This is a genomic window from Paenibacillus mangrovi (assembly GCF_022898935.1).
GTDB lineage: Bacteria > Bacillota > Bacilli > Paenibacillales > Paenibacillaceae > Paenibacillus_AQ > Paenibacillus_AQ mangrovi.
In genome coordinates, this window is record NZ_JALIRP010000005.1 from 71,464 (window position 1) to 95,268 (window position 23,805).

Sequence of the window (23,805 nt, forward strand, 5' to 3'; positions counted from 1 at the left end):
ACAACATAATGTTAGAGCAATACATTGACGAGAACCCATATGTACTGTGCAGCCATCACCTCAGCTTGATCATTATTTGCTTGTATTAAATTTACTAAATTATAGAGTTAATATTCAATATATTTTAGTAAATTTATTGATGTTATCTTATCACCACAGTTTCGGATAATCAAGCTGTTTATTTCATAAAAACAAAAAAAGAGCAGCTCATCGGCTGCTCTGACTTTTAACTCATGCCTACATCGTTATTAAAGGGTAGCTTCTGCACTCACATGGGAAAGTGTCTCCCTGGCCCGTGACTTTAGTATTCTAGCCGCAAACCAGAAGTTGCAAATTGTCAACGCGCATATTTAGTAAATACAATAACAGAATACGATCCATTTTTAAAGAACCTCGTTAGATACATGTAGATGATTGAAAGTGGATTTTCCCAAAAAAATACAAGAGCAGAACGCTGTCGTCTGCTCTTGTAATCGTAAATATACACTTTATAAATTCTTAAGATAATGCAGGTTTAACGCGCCAGACCGTGAATCCGGAGCTCATCGCCCGGCACTGTCCAATCGCTTGCTCCGGTGTATGAATGTCCTTGTTCCATTCAATCACGTAGCGGAATTCATAGAACCCGCCCAAAGTCGCTTTAAAATTGGTTTCCCAGTAGTTGCTCATGGCCCAGATGTACAGATGCTTTTCCGTATCTGCATTTTGCTGGGTATGGAGCATTCGTTTCCCGTGTTCCAGAGCTCCCAATTGAACCAGCGGTGTATCCGGCGTAGCCACCATGAGGGAAGCGTTTTTGCCTACGTATGCTAAGCCTTCCTGAATGCAATAGTAGTCAAGCAGTGTTCCCGGCAGCTGATCGACCCAAGGGCGGAGAGGCGCCCCTGCTTTATCCAGCCACAACGTTTCGTCATCAGACGCTCCGGACGTAAACGGCATGGAAATATACACATTCTCAGGTTCCCAGACGCTGTCTTTGTGGAACCGTACGGCTGCATCGACTCTGCTGGACGCTGCGTAAAGCTTGAGATACACGGAATAACAGCTCATTCCACGCGATTCGAATTGAAGCTCCACGACCCCGAACAACGGGCCGTTTGAGATGGCTTTTGCCTTAACAAGCCGTCCTGCAGAGCGTTCCACGTTCAGCCCTTTTCTGTTGCGGCCCATCCGGCTGCGCACCGCATAGATGCTGGCTGGAGTGGCAGGGCCATCTGTCGGAGTAATTTCATAGACAGGCGTAAACGCACCATGCTTTTGGTCCTTGCGAATCAATTCCTCGCCCGTCTCCTTGTTGACCCAGGAGAGGATGCCTTCTTCGCCCCAGCGAATCTTCACATAAGGAGACTCAGCGCTTTGTTCTGACATTACAACCGCATCCTTAGCGCTGCCAGATGAATACATATCCTCCATATCATACACCGTATCGGCACCGACCAGCTTAAGATTGCTCGTGGTCTTTGCCTTCGATGTTTTCGCAGGACGAAGGGTATATTCCTTGTGCTCCCCAGGCTGAAGCTCCACCTCAATGGTGACGTTCTGAATGCCGGCCTGATGCGGAACCACCTGTCCGCTTTGCTCGTCGACAACCTCCAGCCCATCCTTGAACCGTTCATTCTCGAAGCCATCCCATCCAAATTCGGCATACTGCTTAGACGGATTCGGCTCCGTATTGGCTACGCGGTAGCGGAAAGCGCGTCCCGGATGCAGCAAAGATCCTTCCTGAGCGTTCCGGACTTTGTCCAAAGCGCTGTGCGCCAAGCGGCTTGCGTTGGCCGCATAAGCCATCTTGCGCACTTCGAGCATTTGCACGTTCCATTCCCACGGGGAACCAACAGAGGCATGAAATCCCCATGTATGCTCCGCATACATCACAAGCTGGTGCTCGATGTCCGACAGCTCCTGCTGGCTGATGATCTGCTGCTGCGGGTCTAGCCGTTTAACCTTCCGCAGCGCACGCTGGGCATCCTTGAAGATCTGAGTATACATCGGCGTGGAGCCTACTCCATCCGACCACCAATCCGGCCAATCACCGCGATATACCGGAATTTCTACGGTTTGCTCCTTCAGATGGCTGAAGAAATGACTTAGTGTGGACATTTCGATCTGAACCTTGTCTCCATGCTCCTGGTTCCACTTCTGAATGGCCAGCGCGATATCCCCGTTCGGTGCACCATTATCCGTTGCCAGACCCGAAATCATGACTGGAATAAAATCGTACGGATATCCCTCTTCTTCCAGCTTGCTCAAATAACGATCAATGCGCGTTTCCATAATCTCTTCGCGGTTATTTACGATCGCCGGCGTATAGAATTCGTCTCGGATCATGTAGCTGCCGACTGCGTCCGGACAAAAGCCCAGCTCGTTACCGAACATGTAGTGCTCTCCGTTCCATACAAGCAACTTCTCTCCGCCCGGTGTCTCCCACCAGAATGGGATCTGCTTGCGGCCCAGCGCGAACATACCGTGATGTGTGTGAATACAGGAGAACAAATGCTGTACGCCTGCATCTAGCAAGCTCTTCGCATAACCCCAGCTATAGCCGTTAATGTCGGCTGTCATAGCCGAATCTACAGGGCAACCGATGGAACGCCCATATGCAGCCGCCTTGGAGTGTATGGAGCGGAGCAGGTCTTCATCAGCGAGCTCTGTCATGTTGAGATAGGTGCCCGATAATTCAATGTCACCTTGACGGATCGCTTCCGCAAAATCGCTTTTTTCCTCGTCAGAAGCTTCGCCAAGGAACCGCTCAACCGCCCAAAACGTCTCGCAGGTCCATTTGAACCCTTTCCATTCGTCACGTTTACCGGACCGCACTTCCTTGGAAATCTTCACGGCTTGTCGAATAAAATCAACGTGATATTGCTCGATGCGCTCCTGTCTTTCCGTATAGCCAATATCCGTATGCGAATGGTGAATGACAAAAATGCGCCAATTACGGCTAAGTTTATTCATCGCGAACATCTCCAGAGATCAATTTTTTATAATAGAACCTACCAAAATCTAACCTTCCTGGGCTCCAGTAAAAAGCCGGCATGCTCCTCTAAGCGCACTAACCGACATATCCGATGATATCAGGACCGGGACATTTTCCATGAAGTCAGAAACAAAAAGATCTGCGCTTCGGGCAATTTGCCCGCCGATGATAACAGCGTCAGGTTGAAAGGATTGGAAAAAGGGACGCAGAACCTCCATCAGCCTCTCGCCGAACTCGCGGAACAGTTGTACCGCCTGCGTTTCACCGCTGCGTGCGCGTTCCGCGAGTTGCTTCACATCTTCTTCTCCAGCGGCTACTTGCTTAATTCCCATTTCCTCGGCGAGACGGACGATGCCTCTGCGCGAAATGTAGTCATCCATGATCCCTTCCCTGTACGGCAAACGGAACATCCAACCGTCCGTGGGAACTCCCTCGGCCTGTTTAATCAACTGCCCGTTTTTCACAAAGGCTGTGCCGAAGCCCGTTCCAATCGTGAGGCAAATCGCTTTCTCGTAGCTGCGTCCCACGCCAAAAGCGCATTCGCCGAGTGCGAACAACGCCGCATCATTTTCGAAGGCAACCTCCGGAGCATGGCTCCACTTATCCTGCAGCTCAGGAATTTCGGAGATTCTTGCAGTCAATTCTTCTTTGAGATTGACACCGTAAAGCGACTCAAACTTATTCAAGCCGCGTGTCAGGCAAATTCCCTGTTCATAATCGAAGGGACCCGGGAACGCTAGTCCCACGCCCCGGATCGCGTATCCGGCGGGAACCTGCATGCCCTGAATCTTTACGAGATCGGTGAAATGCTGCAGCAATTCCTCTCTTGCTTCCCCCGAACGGGCGGGATGGATGCTTAAGCTTCCAAGCATTTTCCCGTCGCATGCGAAAATGCCTGCTTTTACATACGTACCCCCAACGTCAAAGGCCAGAATGCTATCTTCCATTCGGTTAGACCAGGCTGACGTTCCATTTTTTCGAAACGCCTGCTTTGATCAGTTTGCATGGTTTACTTCCCTGATTCACAATAGCGTAAGGGCCAAACGAAGCCGGGATGATGTACGACTCTGCATAGCGGAATTCGACGTAAACCGATTCATCGTTAAGCGAAACGATACGCACGCATTCTCCCTCAACCAAATTAAGCAGGACAAACTCGTCGCCCGTTTCATCTTCCCAGCGGTCGGTCAAATGAAGCCGGTTTACATAGAAGAGCAGATCGTCCCTTTCCCCAAGTACATACTCCGAATTGCTTCCTTGCTGTTTCAGAAGCTTCGGCTGCGGAATCAGGTTATCCTGAACCCACTGTCCTTTACGCGAAAAATCAACATTATCAAAAGCGTACTGGACGTTCATTGGGCGCAGCTTTCCATCCAAGTCCTTCCGCACGTAATCATATATTTTGAACGTGAACCACCATGTCGTCGCCGAAATTTCAAGCACAAAGTTATCTTTGCCCGAGCAGTGAACCGTGCCCGTCGGAATGAGATACAAGTCTCCCTTCTCACTTGTCCATTCCTGCACATAGTCTGTAAAAGGAATCGGTTCCCCTGTGATTTGGGACTGCTCTGCAGCCGTTTTGAACGACTCTGGCGTACATTCATCCGTCAGGCCAAGGTACACTTTGGCGTCACCTTGTTTTTCCATGATGTAATAGGACTCCTGCTGCTCCATGAATTCGTTGAACCGCTCACGGATATAGGCCTGCTTCGGATGGACCTGGCAGGAGAGATTATCACCTTCCATCGTATCCAAAAAGTCAAACCGAACAGGAAAATAATCTCCGAACAATTGAACGTTACGAGCGCCAATCACTTCCAGATGGGAATAAGCCATCACGAGCAGGAAAGGAATTTCCACGACCCGCTCCCCATTCGATACGAGCACCGAATTCTCCGGCGCAATCGGTTCGAAGTTCCAAGCGCAGTTGACCATGTCCGCCGGCAAATCCGCTATTTGCTTCAGATATTGTCCGCCCCATACGCCAGGCATCAGAAACGGTTTGACTCGCATTGGAAAACGTGCAATATCATCTATTGCGGCCTTAAGGTCGCGTACGGTCAACAGCATTGGGCAGCGCGGATTATTCATATCGACATAAACGTCGAAGGATTCCAAACGCTCCTTCCGGTACGTTTCCAGCACCGGCCATTCCACAAAATAAGCTATTTTATATTTTTCTACCGCATCCACATTCCAGCTTAGTCCGAAGTTCAGCAAGCCTTCTTTGTGGGCAATCTCCTGGTATTCCCGCGAAACATCGAGGAACAGTGAAGCATCGCAGCGGCCGTCACACAACCATAGAGCACCCGGGCCAAAAATGACAAACAGCGTCCGTTCACTTGCGGAATTCGTTAACTTGTCCGCATATTCCGCAAAACTACGCTGCGCCCCGCTTTTGAAATATTCGTCGATCTTCGCCTCCGATACGTATCCAAAAGCGCGATTATCAGTAATGTTACCGTGGAAATGCTCTCTCAGCTCAGTTCCGGATTTTAAATAACCATACACATCTGTAGCGACGAAGCAAAATCCATGCTCTTCTGCATACGGGCTTAAGCGCTTGAGAAGCGCCTGAAAATCTGCACCATGCGTACCATCTACTACAAGGGTGAACACGTTGCTTGTACCTTGATCTTGAGAAATCACGCGCTGCAGCATTTCCTCGTAACCTTGTCCAATACCATTTTCAAGTAAGGCTTTTCGAATCGGATTCAGCGGTCTTTTTTCGAACATCACATTCCATTCCTTTCCAGAGTACCGTCACTCTCATAAAACTGCCTTTAACAACAGCGAATCTGAGCCTTGCAGCCCCTGTTCTTTCTTTACAACCAACAGTTCGGATAACCGTAGTTCCAAACAACACCGAACTTGTGTAACATTGTATTAGAACAGCCTGCAGATGTCTTTGCATGAACGAGTCTTCCTTTTGTAAAAAACGGACATCTCTTGCCTCTCTTCTTTTCTCTACCTAAATAAACTTCCTGATTTGAGAATGAAAGGAGATACCCATGTCATTGATTGAAGCAGCCTTTCGCCGTGCCAACCAGATATGCAACCGTCAGCTAACCAAAATTGAAGAAAATGACCTGATTATTTCCATCCTATATTGGGGCTTCATGCCCACCCATTTTGATAATTCCATGCACCGCCACTCGTTCTTTGAAGCATGTTATGTGCTCGAAGGCAGCGGCCTCTACACTGAAAACGGTATGGAATATCCGCTCAGTAAAGGGACATCCTTTTTGTCTTTGCCTGGTACTTGGCATCAAATACGGAGCGGTACCGGACTAACCTTGGCGTATGTTGCTTTTGAAGTGGATGAGGATCGTACCGGGAGTGTATACACCGAGGCCTTTCGCCAGCTCTTGGAGCAGGCCCAAACGGTCATCATTGGCGCGGATGCACATCCTGTGGGTCATTTTTGGGAAGCGTTAATATCCATCTTTCAGGATTCCAAGCCCGCCATGCCCTCATTGCTGAAATGCAGCTCTACGTCACTGCTGCTTTCGATTCTGGACCTGCATGGACCGGGTCCGGCGGTTTCCTTTCATCAGCCTTCGGATGCCGTCCATGATGAAAATATCCTTTTTCGGCAAGCAAAGCTGTTTATAAAAGATAACCTGAGCAAGGAACTCACCCTAATGACCGTCGCGAATCATCTTCATATTTCTTCACGACACCTGACGAGATTGTTCCAACAGCATACAAACCAAACCTTCGTTCACTATGTTCAGGAGCGGCGGGTTCGATTTGCTTCACATCTGCTGCTGGAAGGGGAACACTCCATTAAAGATATCGCTGACCAGTGCGGCTTCCAATCCGTGCACTATTTCACCCGAATCTTCACCAAGAAGATCGGCGTATCCCCTGCCAAATTTAGACGTTCACAGTTTACAGAGGGACGTTCTGGCAAACACATTTTTAAATAAATGAACCATACAACGCAGAAAAGCCGACACCGGATGACGATGCCAGCTCTTTCCTTGCTGTAATAAAGATTTTTAATTAATGAGGGTATAATGCTTCGAATTCGTTCCCGCAAGGTCCCCCATCCGGATTCGCCTCCAACATGACTTCAGATCCATCCGCAGCGTAAAGCGGCCGATAAAAGGTTCCGATGCGGGCTGCCGAGGCATTTGCGTAATGGCAAATAAATGCACGCCGGAAACGGTCCTTGGATTTATTGCGGTATGAGCCATGTATGATATTCCCGTTAAAGAAAAGCACATCGCCTTCATCCATTACCGCGGGTATGGCTTTCTTATCTTTAGGCGGCTTGACGTAGTGGGTAGTGAAGGATTCTTTTTCATCGGCGAGGTCCGGACATACGATTTCATTGCGACTTGTTTCAGGAACGACCAATAAACAGCCATTTTCTTCATCGGCAGCATCTATCGCCGTCCATGCCGCTATACAGTTCCCCGGCTCTACCTTCAAGTAAAAGTTATCCTGGTGAAGCGCCTGTCCTCTTGATCCCGGAGGCTTGTAGTAATACATGCTTTGCGCCGCCAGGGCAGCTTCTCCGTACAGATCCTCCAGTACATTCATCACCGGCCTATGAAGCATATATTTCATGGCAGTTGGATGGATCCGATGGGGATGCATTACGCGAGGATATCTTTTCAAAGGGTCCTCGGTTACCGAATCGAACTCGGGTTCAAAATGTCCGGGAATCTTCGTTTGGCTCATGATCTCAAAAATGTTTTTGATGTCGGCAAGCTCTTCCGGCTCGAACAATCCCTTCACAATCAGATACCCTTCCGTTTGAAAAGCTGTCAGCTGTTCCGGGGATAACACCTTTCCACTCAAGGTCATACGCCTTACTCCTTTACACGGTCATGATTGCCATCCGTTCCAATAAGAAGTTCTCATTTCACTGGGGGTTTTGCCTGTCTGTTGTTTAACCATTCTGGCAAAGTGAAAAGTGGACTTAAAACCGCAACGGCTCGAGATCTCCGCGATGGAAAGCCCGGTGCTGCCAAGCAGTTCCAGAGCACGAAGGACGCGGTACTTCCATACATATTTGACAGGCGTCGTATTTTCATGTAGATGGAACAAGCGCACCAAATGCTCCGGAGAGACACTACCGTGTTCTGCCAAACGATTCAAAGTCAGCTCTTCCGCAAATGAATCGTGTATGAGCTCCTTCACTTTGACTACCGACGAGTGCACTTGTTCCAGGCTCCGGATTCTGTTCAGTTCATCAGCATACAGCTGCACTGCCGCCATCCCAACGCTGCGCAGTACATCCTGGTTTCCACCTTCCCGAGACTGGATCGACAGCATTAGGTCCGTCATCCGGTTCATCGCTTCGGAAATAGGCTGGATTCTCGGAAGAGACTTCATTTCTCCCATCCACTCATCAGCTTCCTCCGGTTTGTCCACACGGACTGAAATCCAGCGATGCCAGGACTCGGCATGCTCGGAGAAGGTAAAAAGCTCATGATGACCAGGAGTAAGCAGAACCACCGATCCCGGCTTGACCTCAAGCCGATTGCCGTCGATCTCGACCGTCATTTCACCGGTGTGAAGTAAAACCAGCTGAACATCCTGCTGGATCCTTGGCCCATACCGGCCTTTGGGCGGATACACAATCGTGCCTGCAAAAGCGGATATTATTCGGTTGTACGGGATCATATCCGGACCCTCCCCAGCATCGGCAGTCGCCTCATTGACCTGTTCATCGAAGCTGAGTTTCCTGACTTTCCTCATTCGATACATCGGCCCACAACTGTTCCGCTATCCGTTTGAATAATAATGCCTGCTGCCAACGGTCTGAAATCTCTTCATCCGATCCATCCGTTCTCCGCGTAATCGCATACCCGGGCGGCCCCAGTTCTGTTACAAAAGGAAGCAGTTCCCCCGGGCAGGCACCAGCTTTCCAAGACTTAAAACCATAGGTCCACCAGCGTTTAAAGGAAGCAACCATTGGATGTTCACCGTCTTGACCGACATCGATTTGCACCTGTTCACCATTGGATACACGGGCATGAATAGCTCCAGTCCGCGATAGCAGCTTCTGGAAGCATGCTTCCGCCTCGTCGGATCCACCATTCATTTCACCGGCTACAACATAATGGGACAAATCGATGGTCAGACGCAGCTCCGGAATAGCCTCAACATAGCTGACCGTCCGGATCAAATCCTGTGTCACCGTGCCTCGGTGCGTCTCGATGAAATTAGGGATGCCCGAGCGGCGTGATGTCTCCAGAATCCCATTCAGCAAATCAACAGCTTGTTCATCAATAACAAATGAATTCATCACTTGGGAATTGATATACTGTACCGGGCCAAATGCTTCTGCGGCTTTGATTGTGTTCGCCAGATCTTCCGGACATGCAGGAAAAGATAAGGCGCCGAATGTCAGATTGTAACGCTCGAGCAAACTGCGCCAAATTTTAGCCTCATCAGGTGAAGGGATAAAGCCCACGATGCCGTCATACCCTGCCTCAGCGATTTTTTCGAATTTTTGCTCTATGGACCATTCTTGCCCCTGTTCACCAATACCGATCATTGCCCACCAGGACTGCTGCAGGCTGAGTTTAGGATCAGATGATGTTCCAGTATGGATCCGATTCCAGCTTGGCATAATATCAGCCTCCAACTAAATTCTATAGACTCAATTACTGAAATTTGTCCTAATATTGAACGAGGTGGCCGCTACGGTTACGGATCGTTCTTCCGATCGCTGTTGTCTCCTCATTTTTTCTTCAGATCGATTCCGTCCCCTTCGCTACGTTCGCTTCTTTTTAAGTAATAAGCCCGGATCATAGACCCAGGCAATTCTTGTTAATCAAGCGGGTATTTCACTGTCAAATCTTTCCGATCAGGTATTGAGGCATCTTCCCGGATATAGTGACATACATAGGAACGGCGCCAGCGGTCCACGCTTCTGTTCCGGTTTGAGGAGTGAATGAGCAGCTCGTGGAAGAACAGAATATCTCCTTTTTCCATGATCACTGGAATCTCTTTGGACAAATCCACGCCTTCCGTCTCATCCGTCCATTGCTCGTGCTCATCCAGGTTTTTAACCTTACCGTGCGGTAAAAGTCCCAGCTTATGCGTACCCGGAATAACCCACAGGCATCCGTTTTCTTCGTCTACCCGTTCTTCCATCGCGATCCATGCCGCAATCATCGTCATCGGGTCATTTTTGATATAATAAAAATCCTGATGCGCGGCCTGACCATGGGAACCCGGCTCCTTGTAAAAAAACATGCTCTGAACGCCAGCCGCCTCCCGACCCATCAGCTGCGCAAGCACTCCCCGAACTATTGGAAGCTTCATCATCTGACGGGAAAAGCCGTCATGCTTATGCGGATTAAAGAGCCTTGTTGAGAATCTTGCTCTTTCCGTCGTGCGGGCCCATTCCGCCATCTCCTCCATAGGACCGCTGCGTATGTCGTAGATATGTCTGTTAAAAACATCGATCAGATCGCCGCTGCAGCCTTTTTTGATCAATATATAACCATCTTCATGATACTGCTTAATTTGATCTTCAGAGAGTGGAGTCAGCAGCTCGCTTTGCACACCATTCATATTTAATTTCCCCTTTCGCTCTTCAAAAGTCAACCATAAGGTAAGCGTTTCAATCTTGATGTCATTGTACTCACGCTGCCGGGGTTCGGCAATACCTCTAATTATCAACCTTGTGTCTGTAATTGATATCTGTGATTTATGTCACTGAAGAATCTAAGTCTGCAGTACAAAAAAGCTGGTATCCTTTTAAGGTACCAGCTTCAGTTCCATATATTGATGTCCAAGAAGGAGCTTGGCCAATTTTAGTAGCTTTGAGCAACTCCAACATTTTGTTACCATCCATACTCTTAAAAACAAAAACCGCAGTGTAATTCCCAATGTCCTCCCAAAATACATCATTGTCATTAATCTTACTTTTAGTCTCTTCATTTAATATTGACAGAACAAAATCCTGCCCATTTCCCCCAGGGGAAGCATTATTAAATTCTTCCTGACTCCATTCTCCAATATATTGCATAAAATCCCCTTTGTATACGGGCCAATCATTAAACTGTATCCAAGGTACTGGCGGATTTCGCTCTATATCGGCGATAATAGATTTGAATATTTATTTATATCGACATTTTCTTTTGAAAAAACATCTTTTAGGTGCGAATATAACTTTTTTTGAAGATACTCAGGAATATTAACTACTATCTTCCCATCGATTAGACAATCAAAGCACACAGATGTTACCTCATCACCTCTGTCAAAATACTCACCTTCTAAACAATTTTTTGTTGCTCCACAGAACTGACAAACCTCTTCAGTAAACTCTGCATTAGCTTCTGGATTCACGAAATACTTGAATTTTTGATTATACATATCTATCCGCCTTATTTTTGAAATCCTCCCCTTTATAATTCGTTCCATTTGTGATTATATATTCAAGAAACTCCTCAAAATTATTACCGCAAATTTCAACTTCATTTAAGTCCATCCCTATAAAAGGTACTGAAATTAATGGTTTGTTATCATATCTTTTATCAATACAATAAGCGGTATCTCCACCATCTGAACCAATAATCATTAAGCCGGGTGCAAAATCTTGAACACCATAAGCTTCGTTTAATTCAAACAAGTCTTCTATCTTCCACAAAGCTAGATATGTCTCTCCAATTGTACCCTCGCCACCATTAGAGCCCAACATAAAATCAAAATAATCTCTGGGTAGAATAAAGTTGATTTCTTCCTCTAACTTTTTTATTGATATTTCGGGAATGGGACCGTTCTCTTCGAAATTTGCTAAAAATTCTTTGGATTTCTCTTTCATAGAATCTTTCCTTTTATGTTTTTTGTTAATATTCAGGGCTTCTTACCGCCACCGAGTGATTTTGCAAGATCAATTGTGGCTTGGAACGGATCTTTAGATCTACCGTCGTAGGGGTAAAGAAAAGCCTCGAGGAGTCAACCTTCAAGGCTAATATCTATTTTTTCTATTCCTGTTCTCTTAAAATATTCATCGTAAGACTCTTCAATTTTATTACGACATATATCTTCCCATATTTTTTTACAATTGGAGATGGTTGCTTCATCGGCATCATATGGGATCATCTCACCACCAAACCCAATCCATGCATCTGAATCAGGTACTTCACCATATTCAGATGAATATGCAATTTCATGAGGTGCATAAGTAAAACCAAGATGCTCACAGTTGTTCTCAAAGCAATGATAGCCCGGCTCACCAAAACCATTTTTGCAATAAGAAGGTGCTTCTTCCATACCTTCATCTTCAATAGAATTTTGAGAGCAATATAACTCTAAAAGTAAATGCTTGATAGTCATTGAATCACCTCATCTTTAGTATCTATGGTCAGTTAGTATTTCAATAACCTTTATATTACCAGCAGAGTCTTTGGAGTCAGGGTATATCGTACTTTTGATTTTGCATGAATACTTGATGAGAAGTGCACCGAATCGGATCATGATGTATTCATGCCATCCTTGATAAGTCCCAGAAGCTTTTTAGGCCCCATGCGGGAGGGGAAGGGAGGGGCAGGAACTTAAAGGGCCTTGGCTGAGGGCGATTTTCCCACTAATTATCACGCTGAGTACCCCCGCAGCGGTGCGTAGCGTCTCTTAGACGGCTCTATCTCGAAGGAATCACCTGAACCGACGGCAATCGTTGAGCACCCTTATTAGCCCCAGTTTAAAGTCTTAATCCTTCTTTTTAAACTTTATCGATAGCTTTTTACTCTGATTTTTACTAAAGCCTATTAATCAACAGGCTCAGTTAAATATAGTTTTTCAGTTGGACTTAATTTAATATCACTCAAATCACTTGGAGTCGATACATTATCATTATCTTCCAGATATAAGTTTAATGCTTCCTTAGCCATCTTAATGGCCTCCTCTGTTGAATACCCACATGTGATCATTAACGCGGTATCTCATTAAAAGTATTAGACAAACAAGAGCTGTCGAGACTTTCTCGACAGCCTGAGAAGCAGTTAGTATTAACTACCGACTTCTTATAATTTGTTTATTTTGTTTTATTAAAAAATACTATCAATTTTAATTCTATTCCAAATTTCTAGCAAGGACTTATTGTTAATCTTTGCATTATCTAACAAATCATTAACATTTCCATAGGTTGAATACTTCTCGTTTCCGAATTTAGTTAAATGCCATCCATTATTATTGTAACTAATAGAATATCTCTCACAGTCTAAAAGAAATTCTATTTCATGTCCCATATTTAAATCCTCAATAAACTCCTGATAGGTATATTCCAAAATTAACACTCCTTCTTCTTTATTTCCACCCGCTTCTTGGAGGATTCTTCGTCCAATCCCATACGTGGGTATGCGGCACTTTTGGATGTTCTTTAGGATTACCATGATCGGTGTAGTCTATATCCCTTTTAGCATTACCTTTACTATCATAGAATCGCCTTTGTATCAATTTATTATTACTATCAACCCTGTCCATATAAGAGTAAGGTTTTTGATTTTTGGCGGGTAACTTATTATCAGTAACTTGTCCTATTTTTTTTACTTTTTTTGCTGTTGTTGTTACTCCTCGTTTCAAGGTTTTTCCAATCGCTTTTTTTGCACTCTTTTTAACCACTGCTTTAACGACTTGTTTCGCAACAACTTTAACTACAATAACAATGACGAGAACCAAAAAAGGATTATTACCATCTTCGTCGGTTAATGTAACCGGATTATTCAGCGCGTAACTATACCCATTTTGATTCAGCGGATTATCTAAATCGCTTCCTTGATCGGGATCAAGTGATATAAAAACTCCATTTGACGGATTATAGTAACGAGCCATCAAGTAGTATAATCCTGAGGCTTGGTCATAACGGTACCCAGCATATCGATATGGATTGCTTTCAGCCATGGTTCCGTTTTGTTCAAGAATATTTCCCCAAGCATCATACTCGTAGTGGGCAACCGCTTGACCTGCGGAATCCGTTAAACTTACAACATCACCATGACTGTTGAGGTGATAAAAGTAGGTTTGTCCGTTTTGGATCATAGCAACAGGATTGTTATCATTATCCCACACATATTGTGTAATTACTTGATTGTTGTCGTCTGTCTCATAAATTACATGGTTACCTTCATAAAAATAATTCGTTGTTCCCGAAGCTGCTATGACCTGGGTCCGTCTTCCCTGTTCATCATAGCTTGCTTTGAATATGGACTTGCCCGAACTATCTTTTATCTCCATTAGTTGATCAAATGCATCATAAGTGTATGTCCATTTTCCATCATCGACCAAGTTACCGTCTGCATCGTAGCTGTATTCTTGGTCACCTACTCCCACCAGTTGGTTTCCATCATTATAGGTATACTTTGTCGTTACTGGTGTACCACCCGAAGTCACTGTCTTTTCAGTTCTATTTCCTACGCTATCATACGAATAGTGAATGTTTGTTCCATTAGGCAGTGTTTCCTGCTCCAGTTGGTTACGCGTATCATAATCATACGAAGTATTACCTGTCGCTGTTTTTATGGTTTTCACATTCCCATTACTATCATAGGTATAAGTATACTCTCTGATAGGGGTTCCAGCTGAGGAGTAATCTCCGTAAGTCTCCAATTGATTTCCTTGATTATACGCTGCTTTAGTAACGATACCATTTGCATGTTCTGCTTGGGTTAGATTACCGGCTTTATTATATTGATAGTTCACCAAGCTGCGATCGTCTTTCGAAATCTTTATCAGTTGATCTAACTCCGAATAATCATAATGCAACTTAGATGATGTAGTGCCGGCAGTATAAAGGAAATCTTGTAACTGACTATTTGCATTGTATGAATAGCCCTTTGTGTTCCCGCGATCTGTTTCAGAAGCAACTAATCCGTTATCTTTATAGGTAAATGCCCGGACTCCGTTGTTAACCTTCACCAATTCACCGTTGTCATTATACTGATATGCCCATTTTTCTTGGCCGCCCACAGTTATAGTTTTGGGCTGATTCAATGAAGTATAGGCGTTGGAAATAATATTTCCATTAGGTGTGGTTGTTTGCGTCAGGTTTCCATTTGAATCATAGGTGTTTTCCGTAATATTACTAAGTGGATCTGTTTTCTTGGTAACCTGGTTCAGTCCGTTATAGGAATAGTTCGTTGCTTTTTGCTTTGCATTTATGGATTGAACAAGGTTTCCGGAATAATCATAGATATACTTCGTTGCATTATCAGCTGCATCAGTAACTTGTTGAAGACGATTTAGTTTGTCATATTGATAGCTCGTCTTATTTCCATTCCCATCTGTTTCACTTAGGACGTTACCTACAGAGTCTGTGATTACGGTAGTGGTGTTTCCGGCAGCATCACGAACAGACTTGATATCATTACCTTTATCGTCATAGCTGTAGGTTTCGACAGATTGGTCTGGGTTGGTAACGGTTTTTAAGTTCCCGTAACTATCGTATACATACGTGGTGACCTGCTGTTTAGGATCAACCATTGTCTCAAGATCTCCGTTGTCGGTATACGTATACGTAGTTATGTTTTTATTAGGATCCGTTTCTTTTACCACATGGCTTAGACCATCATATACATATTCCGTTAGATTTCCGGATTCATCGGTCTCAGTTAGTACATTTCCTTTGTCATCATAGGATTGCTGTGTAAAGGTTCCATCCGGATTCGTTATTTTAGTTACATTGTAATTGGAATCCAGAGTATATTTCGTTACTGCGCCTGCAGCATCCTTTATAGTTTCCGCGACATAATTGGAATTCAATGTATAGTATGTTGTATTTCCATTCGGGTCGGTGACATCGGCGGTATGCTGGTTTATATCATAATGATACGTAGTTGCCGGGCGTTCCGATGGATCCGAACCGGATCCGTCAGCTGAAGGTTCTTGAACTTTAGAAAGATATTCTTGGTCATATGTGTACGTAGTTAATCGGTTATTGGGGTCAAAAATGGTTTTAATATAATTCCCGCCATAACCAAACAGAGTCCGGCTGTAGGTTCCATCATCGCTGTATTGATCAACCGTAATGAGCTTTCCATTCTGATACGTATAGTCTGTTTTACGACCATCCAACATAGCATAATCCACCATACCGCCCGCGTCATAGGTAAATGTAATGGTCCGTCCGGACGGATCGATGATCTCCGTTAGATTGCCGTTCGTAGCATGTTTATAAGTAATTTTGTTCCCGTGCAGATCTTGTTCATAACTAATAATGGCCCTAGTAATGCTCACCTGGTCATCATTAGATACGACATCAAAATGATTGATGTACCCATTTTTATCTTTAAGCTCATATCCTGTTGTCGCACCGTTGGAATCCTTCTGCTTACTTAAGGTCAAATAATCTCCTGGTGATGACGAATATGTACCGGAAGACGAATTATATTGAAATTCATGCGAAGTCCCATCCGCATCCGTGAATATAGCCGTACCTGTCTTATAGGCATCAATAATCGTTTCCGAGCCGGTATACGACCAGCCATATCCGAAAGGAGACCCTTCACTCGACTTGGAGTTATATGTGCGGATAAAATCAAGGGATACATTCCCACGACCAGCTAAGGAATAGTCGGTAAACTGAATGACATTATTCCCTGTCCCAAGGTTGGTATAGCTCGTTCCATTGGAAATTGGGTGGGGTTCATACGTCCAGTAGTCCTCCAAACCTAACCGGCTGGCCGATGTGTACGTAACACTAAGGAGTGGCGAGTAGGCACTATTTGCGGTATCATCGCCTGAAATGAACTTTTTATAACTGTTCGTAGTTTCTGAACTACTCTTTAATAACAGGCCTTTGTTTGTACTGGAATCGTTAATCCATTTCTCGACCATGTTGGATGGCAAGGACCATTTGTAATTGACTGCAAGGGAAGTTAAGGGTCCTAAAGTTGTGGTAGCAACCTGAGACGCATTAAAGTCCCCACCTTGTTTTGCCCAGAGATTAGTCGCATCGGCGTACATCCAAGAAGCCGAGTATTCCGTCCAAGCTGTGTTCACCCCGTGTAAAGTGACATCAATATTGGTATCATTGGAAACAGCGGCCAGCCATAGATTTAAGTCAGCGGTTAATACCTTGGCTCCTCTGGGAATTGAGGTCGTATCAAACTGGATTAAGGAACGAATGACATTCGAGCTGGTGGAATCTTTGTAGAGTCCTACCCCTAACGTTGTATCTGTAGCCCCAGTTTGTTTCGGAAAGGCACTTCTAATATTCGTGTCAGCAAGCTGATACGTAGGCTGAAATTTTACAATAGTAGGGTCGATGATGACAGGATAAACCCGATTGGTTTGATTCAACCATTCTGTACTTGGAATCACGTCAATGTATAGCTTGCCATTTTTCTTTTTCAAATCATAATGAACATCATAAGATAATGCTTCTTCCGGATACGTGTTCACTCCGTTGACTTGAGCATATCCTTCTGGTTTATACGAGTCATACATGAAAGGTTTATCAATTTTGTACTCTGTATCACCGGTTTCTGGATTAAAGAGGGAAATGGATCCATCTGTTTCTTGACGATAATCCAAATTGTTCAAATTTAATGAAAAAGAATATGAAACAGCCTTATTCCCAACTGGATTTTTGTTGATCTTGATCTCTTCCTTAACCCGATCGTTCCCAAGCGAGTAGGTTAATTCTGAATCTGGGAAAATTCCTTTGTAAGTGATTTTATTATTTGAAACATTTCCGTTAGTTGCAGTTCCTGACATTGCATTTTTGGAGGTACCTTCATGTACAGGGTTAAGACCAATAGAATAATCATCCTCTTTGACCTCGATTAAGTCACTATTGGCACTCTGTTTCTTATCAAAAGATACTTTAAAGGCATGCTCGTTATTAAAAACTTCCTGATTGTTCGATTCAAGTGTGTTCTCAATAGGCAGCCACTGATTTTTCACTTTATCCTTATAGTGAATTGGAGTTTCTGAGATTTGCGTCGTGTACGTTCCATCTTCATTTAGGAACGTTTTTGATTTCTCCGTTCGTAATTCATTGATTTCTTTCTTTCTTTTCTTTCTTTACTTTCTGGTGAGAGGCGCCATTTGATGATTGTTGAAACGATGTTGCAGCATTACTTTCGTCCTGTGCAGCCCATAGCTCCGTATGGCCAAACGATGAAGTGGTAAATAATGAGACGGCAAGAATTGCGCTGAGTACCTTTTTATAGGTACGCTTTTTCTTTTCCATATTGTTTCCCCCTTTTATACTTTTTTGCAGCAAGAAAATTTATACCATAAGTTGGCTATGTTTTTCTATTAATAATATATTCCATTAGTAAAATCATTGACTTTTGGTCAAGTTTCATATGAGAAGGGCAGATCAACTAATTCATTTAGCTGAGATAACTTTGGCGAATATTAAAAACGGGGACTGAATTGAGCAAGCTAAAAATAGCCTGAGAATTTTTAAATCACGAAAAATTCCTCATTATTTATGACACCGTACAAAAAAATGTTGCAACTGATCCGGTATTGCATATAATTAGTACCAAGTACTATTACTTGATACTATATTTGCGGATATGAGTATTTCGTTAACGATCCCATAACCCACGAGGAGGAGAGAGAACAATGATCACGACAGCATCCAAAGCAAGAATAACTGCAATTGGGACGTACGTGCCTGAACGGAGATTGACGAATGAGGACCTAGAAAAGCTCGTAGATACGAATGATGAGTGGATTGTGCAGCGGACCGGAATGAGAGAACGGCGGATCAGCGGCGAACAGGAATTCACTTCCGATCTGTGCATACGAGCGGTAGAGAATTTGATGCAAACCTATGACAAGAGCGTTCAGGATGTAGATCTGATCATTGTGGCCACTACCACTGCGGATTACCCTTTTCCGAGCGTTGCCTGCCTCATCCAGGAGCATTTCCAGATCCAATGCACAGGGGCTTTTGACTTGAACGCAACCTGCGCCGGATTCGCGTACGGATTGCATGTGGCTAACGGGCTGATCAGCTCGGGACTGCATCGTAAAGTACTGGTAGTGGGCGGAGAAACTCTGTCCAAAGTAACCGATTATACGGATCGGACAACCTGCATTTTATTCGGCGATGGCGCCGGGGCCGTACTGGTGGAGGCTGACGAGGAGAATCCGGGATTCGTGGCATCCATTCAAGGTACGGACGGCAGCGGCGCAATGCATGTCTACCGTTCCGGCATATCCAAATCGATGGATGGACTCCCGCTGCAAGGTAATGGGTACATGGTTCAAAACGGGCGTGAAGTGTATAAATGGGCTACGCGGACGGTCGCGGCAGGCATTAAAGAGCTGCTGCTCTGCACCCACATGAAAATCGAAGATATCGACTGGTTCGTACCCCACAGCGCGAACCTCAGAATGATTGAATCGATGTGCGAGAAATCGGGATTTTCGCTTGAGGACACGCTCTACAGCGTAGAGTATATGGGGAATACTTCGGCGGCCTCCATCCCGCTGGCGCTGGGTCTCGGGGTGCAGGAAGGAAGATTGAAGCATGGAGACACCCTGCTGCTGTATGGCTTTGGCGGCGGTTTGACCCATGCGGGCATGATCGTAAAATGGGGCGTACCGGATCTGTAAAAACGACAGCAGAGGATAAGGAAGAACTGAAATAAAAGATCAAACTGGAAGATATGAATATGAAATTGGCAGACTTATTGCAGCAAAGCCGGCTCTATGGCAATCATAGAGACCGGCTCTTTTTAGGTGAATGACTTCGATCGCGGCTTCGCTTTAACGGCGGTAGAATCAGAGATTCCAATGCCGGCTCACGTCTTATCATACGGACTATTTTAACGGAAAATTATTATTGATGCTCTTCCAGCCACTGCTCGGTCATATTCATCAGCACTTCGCTGCGCTTGATGGCATCCGCCACCTGATCCGTAGCCGTACCGCCATAGACGTTACGAGCGTTCACCACCGTCTCCGGCTGCAGCACTTGATAGATCGCATCGTCGAAGAGATCAGAGAACTGCTTGAACTCATCCATCGTCAGATCGAGCAGATATTTGCCGTTCTGGATGCAGTAGAGCACCGTTTTTCCGATGACTTCATGCGCCTGACGGAACGGAAGACCTTTGCCCACAAGGAAGTCGGCAATATCTGTCGCATTGGAGAAGTCTTTGTTCACAGCTTCGCGCATCCGCGATTTGTTCACCTTCATGGAGGCAATCATCGGTGCGAACAGCTGCAGCGCGCCTTCAAGCGTCGCGACGGTGTCAAACATGCCTTCCTTGTCTTCCTGCATATCTTTGTTGTAGGCAAGCGGCAGCGATTTCAGCACGGTGAGAAGCCCCATCAGATTGCCATAGACGCGGCCTGTTTTACCGCGAACCAGCTCCGGCACGTCCGGATTCTTCTTCTGCGGCATGATGCTGCTGCCAGTACAGAACGCATCGTCCAGCTCGATGAAGTTGAACTCAGTGCTGCTCCACAGCACAAGCTCTTCTGACAGACGGGAAAGATGCATCATGATGATCGAAGCGTGGGACAGGAATTCCAGGATAAAGTCGCGGTCGCTGACAGCGTCGAGGCTGTTTTCATAGACGCGGTCGAACTGCAGCTGCTCCGCCACAAAATGGCGGTCAATCGGGAATGTCGTCCCAGCCAGCGCGCCCGCACCCAGCGGAAGCACGTTGATGCGTTTGTAGCTATCCATCAGGCGCTCAATGTCACGCTGAAACATCGATACATAGGCCATCAAATGATGGGCGAACAGAATCGGCTGCGCCCGCTGCAGATGTGTGTATCCGGGAACGATCGTGTCCAGATTGTCTCTGGCTTGCACCACCAGCGATTTTTGCAGCTCATACAGCATACCCGACAGCTCCACCACGCGTTTGCGAAGGTACAAATGCATGTCGGTTGCCACCTGGTCGTTACGACTGCGTCCTGTATGCAGTTTGCCGCCAACGGGACCGATCTCGGCAATCAGGTTCTTTTCAACATTCATATGGATGTCTTCATCCGATACCGAGAACTCGATCTCGCCTTTATGAATTTTATCCAGCACCTTGTTCAGGCCCGCTTTGATGGTTTCCACATCTTCCTGTGGCAAAATCCCGCATTTGCCCAGCATAGTCACATGAGCAAGGCTCCCTTGAATGTCTTCCTCGGCAAGCGCCTGGTCAAAACCGATCGATGCGGTATACTCGTCCACCAAATGGTTGGTCTGCTTCGTAAAGCGCCCTCCCCACAGTTTACTCATTTATGTTCTCTCCTCTCTGATACGGCAGAGGGCCGTCCCTTCTCGCCTAAGAAAAGGAACGGCCGCAAGTGCCTTGCCATGTGCAGCCTAACTCATATATGGATACAGTACGATTATTGGTTCTGTTCTACACCTGTGCCTACTTTAAGACGGAGCGCGTTCAGGCGGATAAAGCCCGTTGCATCCCCCTGATCGTAAGCTTGCGTCGGATCGGCTTCCATTGTCGCGATATCCGGATTGTACAAGCTGACCGGACTCTTCACGCCTGCAGCGATAATGTTGCCTTTGTACAGCTTCACACGGACGGTACCCGTCACGTTCTTTTGGCTTTCCGTTACGAGTGCCTGCACAGCCAGACGTTCTGGTGCGAACCAGAAACCGTTGTACACGAGCGTACTGTAGCGGGTAATCAGGCTGTCACGCAGATTCATGACTTCGCGGTCCATCGTGATGGATTCCATTTTGCGGTGAGCTGTGAACAAAATCGTTCCGCCTGGCGTTTCATATACACCACGGCTCTTCATGCCAACAAAACGGTTTTCCACCATGTCGACGCGTCCAATGCCGTGTTTGCCGCCCAGCTCGTTGAGTTTTTCCATCACTTGCAGCGGGTTCAGCTTTTCGCCGTTCAGTGCCACGCAGTTGCCTTGGGTGAACTCAAGATCCAGGTATTCCGCTTCATCCGGCGCATCCTCAGGGGAGTTGCTCAGCAGGAACATTTCTTTATTTTCTGGTGCGCTTGCATCGAACCAAGGATCCTCCAGCACGCCGCTCTCATAGCTGATATGCAGCAGGTTACGGTCCATGGAGTAAGGCTTGGCAGCAGATGCGGTAACCGGAATGCCATGTTTTTCGGCAAAAGCGATCATTTCAGCACGACCCGGGAAGTCATTGCGGAATTCTTCAAGACGCCATGGCGCGATCACTTGGATATCCGGAGCCAGTGCGGCTACGCCCAGCTCGAAACGAACCTGGTCATTCCCTTTGCCGGTCGCCCCATGGGCAATCGCCGTTGCGCCTTCGGCACGGGCAATTTCCACCATACGTTTAGCGATCAGCGGACGCGCAATGCTGGTACCGAGCAGGTACTGGCCTTCATACAACGCGCCTGCCTGGAACATTGGATAAATGAAGTCCTTCGCGAACTCATCGCGCAGATCGTCGATATACACTTTGGAAGCGCCTGTTGCCAGCGCTTTTTCTTCAAGCCCGTCGAGCTCTTCCTTTTGTCCGATATCCGCTGTAAAAGCGATGATTTCCGCATCATAGGTTTCTTTGAGCCATTTAAGAATAATAGATGTGTCCAGCCCGCCGGAGTACGCGAGCACGATTTTTTCTTTTGCCATAGTAAACTTCCTTTCGTTGTAAGCATATTAAGTTTGAAATTGTGCAATGAGACCGCTACGGTTACGGATCGTTCTTCCGATCGCTGTTGTCTCCTAATTTTCTGATTATATTATCAAAGGTTAAAATGACTCGACAAAGGCGACCGCTGTCGCTTCTTCAGATCGATTCCGTCCCCTCCGCTGCTGCGAGGTTGATCATACACCAATTAGATATGAGCTCATGTACTGCCAAAATAGGTGACCTTTTAACCTATCAACGCAGCCATCAAAGCCTTCTGCGCGTGTAGACGGTTCTCAGCTTGATCGAAAATAACCGAGTTTTTGCCGTCGATCACGCCTGCGCTCACTTCTTCCCCGCGGTGTGCAGGCAGGCAGTGCATGAATAGGTAATCGCTCTTGGCGCCCTTCACCAGCTCTTCGTCCACTTGGTAGTCTTTGAATGCCGTCTCGCGGATTTTTTGCTCCTCTTCAAAGCCCATGCTTGCCCATACATCCGTATAGATAGCGTCGGCGTCCTTCACGGCTTCCTTCGGACTGTGCGTCACGACGATTTCCGCTCGGGTCTCCTTCGCAATCTCGCGGCTCTGCTTCACCACTTCGGGATCCGGCTCGTAGCCTTCCGGACTTGCAATCGATACATGCACGCCGAGCTTCGCTCCACCGATCATGAGGGAATGCGCCATGTTGTTTCCGTCGCCGATGTAAGCCAGCTTGAGGCCTTTCAGCGTACCTTTGTGCTCGAGGATCGTTTGGTAGTCAGCCAGCACCTGGCACGGATGCGCCAGATCGCTGAGTCCGTTAATGACCGGTACGGATGCGTATTTGGCCAGGTCAACGACGTTGTGATGTCCGAATGTGCGGATCATGATGCCGTCGAGATAGCGGGAAAGCACCTGGGCGGTATCGCTGATAATTTCGCCGCGTCCGAGCTGGATGTCGTTTTTGCTTAAAAAGAGTGCATGCGCTCCAAGCTGGAACGCTCCGACCTCAAAGGATACGCGCGTACGGGTTGAGGATTTTTCGAAAATAAGTCCGATCGTTTTGCCTTTCAGTGGCTGGTAGACCTCGCCGTTTTTTTGCTTGCGTTTCAGTTCAATCGCCAATTCGAGCAAATACTGAATCTCTTCCGTGGTGTAGTCGTCCAGTTCAAGCAAGTCCCGGCCTTTTAGGTTTACATGCTGCAGCTGTTCCGTTTGGGTCATGGGGGTGTCCCTCCTGTTTCACATTAGATTTCCATCTCGCACAGTGAACGCTGCGGTGACGGATCGTTATTCCGAGCACTATCGCCTAATTTATTTGATTAATTA

General features: G+C 46.2%; 20 protein-coding genes. 2 read left to right on the top strand and 18 right to left on the bottom strand.

Annotated elements, in window-relative coordinates; translation table 11 throughout:
* Positions 1 to 498: 498 nt before the first annotated feature.
* From MUG84_RS13370 to MUG84_RS13380, 3 genes are read right to left on the bottom strand one after another with little or no spacing between them, the layout of a single operon-like run.
* Positions 499 to 2,955, bottom strand: coding sequence for a glycoside hydrolase family 38 N-terminal domain-containing protein (locus tag MUG84_RS13370; RefSeq protein ID WP_244725548.1), 2,457 nt, complete (start codon positions 2,953 to 2,955; stop codon positions 499 to 501).
* A 48-nt stretch (positions 2,956 to 3,003) separates the two neighbouring features.
* The gene (locus MUG84_RS13375) at positions 3,004 to 3,924 is read right to left on the bottom strand and encodes an ROK family protein (RefSeq protein WP_244725549.1); all 921 of its coding nucleotides are present in this window, start codon (positions 3,922 to 3,924) and stop codon (positions 3,004 to 3,006) included.
* Between the two features lie 4 nt (positions 3,925 to 3,928).
* Positions 3,929 to 5,713: a class I mannose-6-phosphate isomerase gene (locus MUG84_RS13380; protein WP_244725550.1), complete on the bottom strand. Its 1,785-nt coding sequence runs from the start codon at positions 5,711 to 5,713 to the stop codon at positions 3,929 to 3,931.
* Between the two features lie 275 nt (positions 5,714 to 5,988).
* Here MUG84_RS13380 and MUG84_RS13385 point away from each other — a divergent pair, with 275 nt between their 5' ends.
* Complete coding sequence (locus MUG84_RS13385; protein ID WP_244725551.1) at positions 5,989 to 6,909, top strand: AraC family transcriptional regulator; 921 nt, start codon at positions 5,989 to 5,991, stop codon at positions 6,907 to 6,909.
* A gap of 76 nt (positions 6,910 to 6,985) precedes the next feature.
* Here MUG84_RS13385 and MUG84_RS13390 read toward each other — a convergent pair whose 3' ends face one another.
* The 12 genes from MUG84_RS13390 to MUG84_RS13435 all read right to left on the bottom strand — a co-directional run bounded on the left by MUG84_RS13390 (position 6,986) and on the right by MUG84_RS13435 (position 18,140).
* Positions 6,986 to 7,795 (bottom strand): phytanoyl-CoA dioxygenase family protein, encoded by an 810-nt coding sequence (locus tag MUG84_RS13390; RefSeq protein ID WP_244725552.1) that lies wholly within the window; start codon positions 7,793 to 7,795, stop codon positions 6,986 to 6,988.
* Between the two features lie 21 nt (positions 7,796 to 7,816).
* Complete coding sequence (locus MUG84_RS13395) at positions 7,817 to 8,617, bottom strand: AraC family transcriptional regulator (RefSeq protein WP_244725553.1); 801 nt, start codon at positions 8,615 to 8,617, stop codon at positions 7,817 to 7,819.
* 43 nt (positions 8,618 to 8,660) lie between these two features.
* Positions 8,661 to 9,569: a sugar phosphate isomerase/epimerase family protein gene (locus MUG84_RS13400; protein ID WP_244725554.1), complete on the bottom strand. Its 909-nt coding sequence runs from the start codon at positions 9,567 to 9,569 to the stop codon at positions 8,661 to 8,663.
* Positions 9,570 to 9,769: 200 nt separating this feature from the next.
* Complete coding sequence (locus MUG84_RS13405) at positions 9,770 to 10,519, bottom strand: phytanoyl-CoA dioxygenase family protein (protein WP_244725555.1); 750 nt, start codon at positions 10,517 to 10,519, stop codon at positions 9,770 to 9,772.
* A gap of 136 nt (positions 10,520 to 10,655) precedes the next feature.
* The gene (locus MUG84_RS27310; RefSeq protein WP_342346120.1) at positions 10,656 to 11,066 is read right to left on the bottom strand and encodes a CbrC family protein; all 411 of its coding nucleotides are present in this window, start codon (positions 11,064 to 11,066) and stop codon (positions 10,656 to 10,658) included.
* The gene (locus MUG84_RS27315; RefSeq protein ID WP_280521317.1) at positions 11,039 to 11,323 is read right to left on the bottom strand and encodes a CbrC family protein; all 285 of its coding nucleotides are present in this window, start codon (positions 11,321 to 11,323) and stop codon (positions 11,039 to 11,041) included. Before MUG84_RS27315 ends, MUG84_RS27310 begins: the two co-directional genes overlap by 28 nt.
* Positions 11,316 to 11,771, bottom strand: a complete 456-nt coding sequence (locus tag MUG84_RS13415) for an SMI1/KNR4 family protein (RefSeq protein WP_244725556.1) — start codon at positions 11,769 to 11,771, stop codon at positions 11,316 to 11,318. The genes MUG84_RS27315 and MUG84_RS13415 overlap by 8 nt, the downstream gene beginning before the upstream one ends.
* A 134-nt stretch (positions 11,772 to 11,905) precedes the next feature.
* Positions 11,906 to 12,286, bottom strand: a complete 381-nt coding sequence (locus tag MUG84_RS13420) for a hypothetical protein (protein WP_244725557.1) — start codon at positions 12,284 to 12,286, stop codon at positions 11,906 to 11,908.
* Positions 12,287 to 12,717: 431 nt separating this feature from the next.
* Positions 12,718 to 12,840, bottom strand: a complete 123-nt coding sequence (locus MUG84_RS27320; RefSeq protein WP_280521318.1) for a hypothetical protein — start codon at positions 12,838 to 12,840, stop codon at positions 12,718 to 12,720.
* A 156-nt stretch (positions 12,841 to 12,996) separates the two neighbouring features.
* On the bottom strand, positions 12,997 to 13,236 hold the full coding sequence (locus MUG84_RS13425) for a hypothetical protein (RefSeq protein ID WP_244725558.1): 240 nt from the start codon (positions 13,234 to 13,236) through the stop codon (positions 12,997 to 12,999).
* 19 nt (positions 13,237 to 13,255) lie between these two features.
* Positions 13,256 to 17,851 (bottom strand): RHS repeat-associated core domain-containing protein, encoded by a 4,596-nt coding sequence (locus MUG84_RS13430; RefSeq protein WP_244725559.1) that lies wholly within the window; start codon positions 17,849 to 17,851, stop codon positions 13,256 to 13,258.
* Between the two features lie 91 nt (positions 17,852 to 17,942).
* Complete coding sequence (locus MUG84_RS13435; RefSeq protein ID WP_244725560.1) at positions 17,943 to 18,140, bottom strand: hypothetical protein; 198 nt, start codon at positions 18,138 to 18,140, stop codon at positions 17,943 to 17,945.
* A 383-nt stretch (positions 18,141 to 18,523) separates the two neighbouring features.
* On the opposite strand from MUG84_RS13435, the gene MUG84_RS13440 reads away from it, so the two are divergent.
* Positions 18,524 to 19,522, top strand: a complete 999-nt coding sequence (locus MUG84_RS13440) for a ketoacyl-ACP synthase III (RefSeq protein WP_244725561.1) — start codon at positions 18,524 to 18,526, stop codon at positions 19,520 to 19,522.
* Positions 19,523 to 19,748: 226 nt separating this feature from the next.
* On the opposite strand, the gene argH is transcribed toward MUG84_RS13440, so the two are convergent.
* From argH to argF, 3 genes are all read right to left on the bottom strand, one after another.
* Positions 19,749 to 21,152 (bottom strand): argininosuccinate lyase, encoded by a 1,404-nt coding sequence (gene argH, locus MUG84_RS13445; protein ID WP_244725562.1) that lies wholly within the window; start codon positions 21,150 to 21,152, stop codon positions 19,749 to 19,751.
* 113 nt (positions 21,153 to 21,265) lie between these two features.
* A complete protein-coding gene (locus tag MUG84_RS13450; RefSeq protein WP_244725563.1) occupies positions 21,266 to 22,498 on the bottom strand; it encodes an argininosuccinate synthase in 1,233 nt (410 codons plus the stop codon).
* A gap of 245 nt (positions 22,499 to 22,743) precedes the next feature.
* A complete protein-coding gene (gene argF / locus MUG84_RS13455) occupies positions 22,744 to 23,700 on the bottom strand; it encodes an ornithine carbamoyltransferase (RefSeq protein ID WP_244725564.1) in 957 nt (318 codons plus the stop codon).
* Positions 23,701 to 23,805 lie beyond the last annotated feature (105 nt).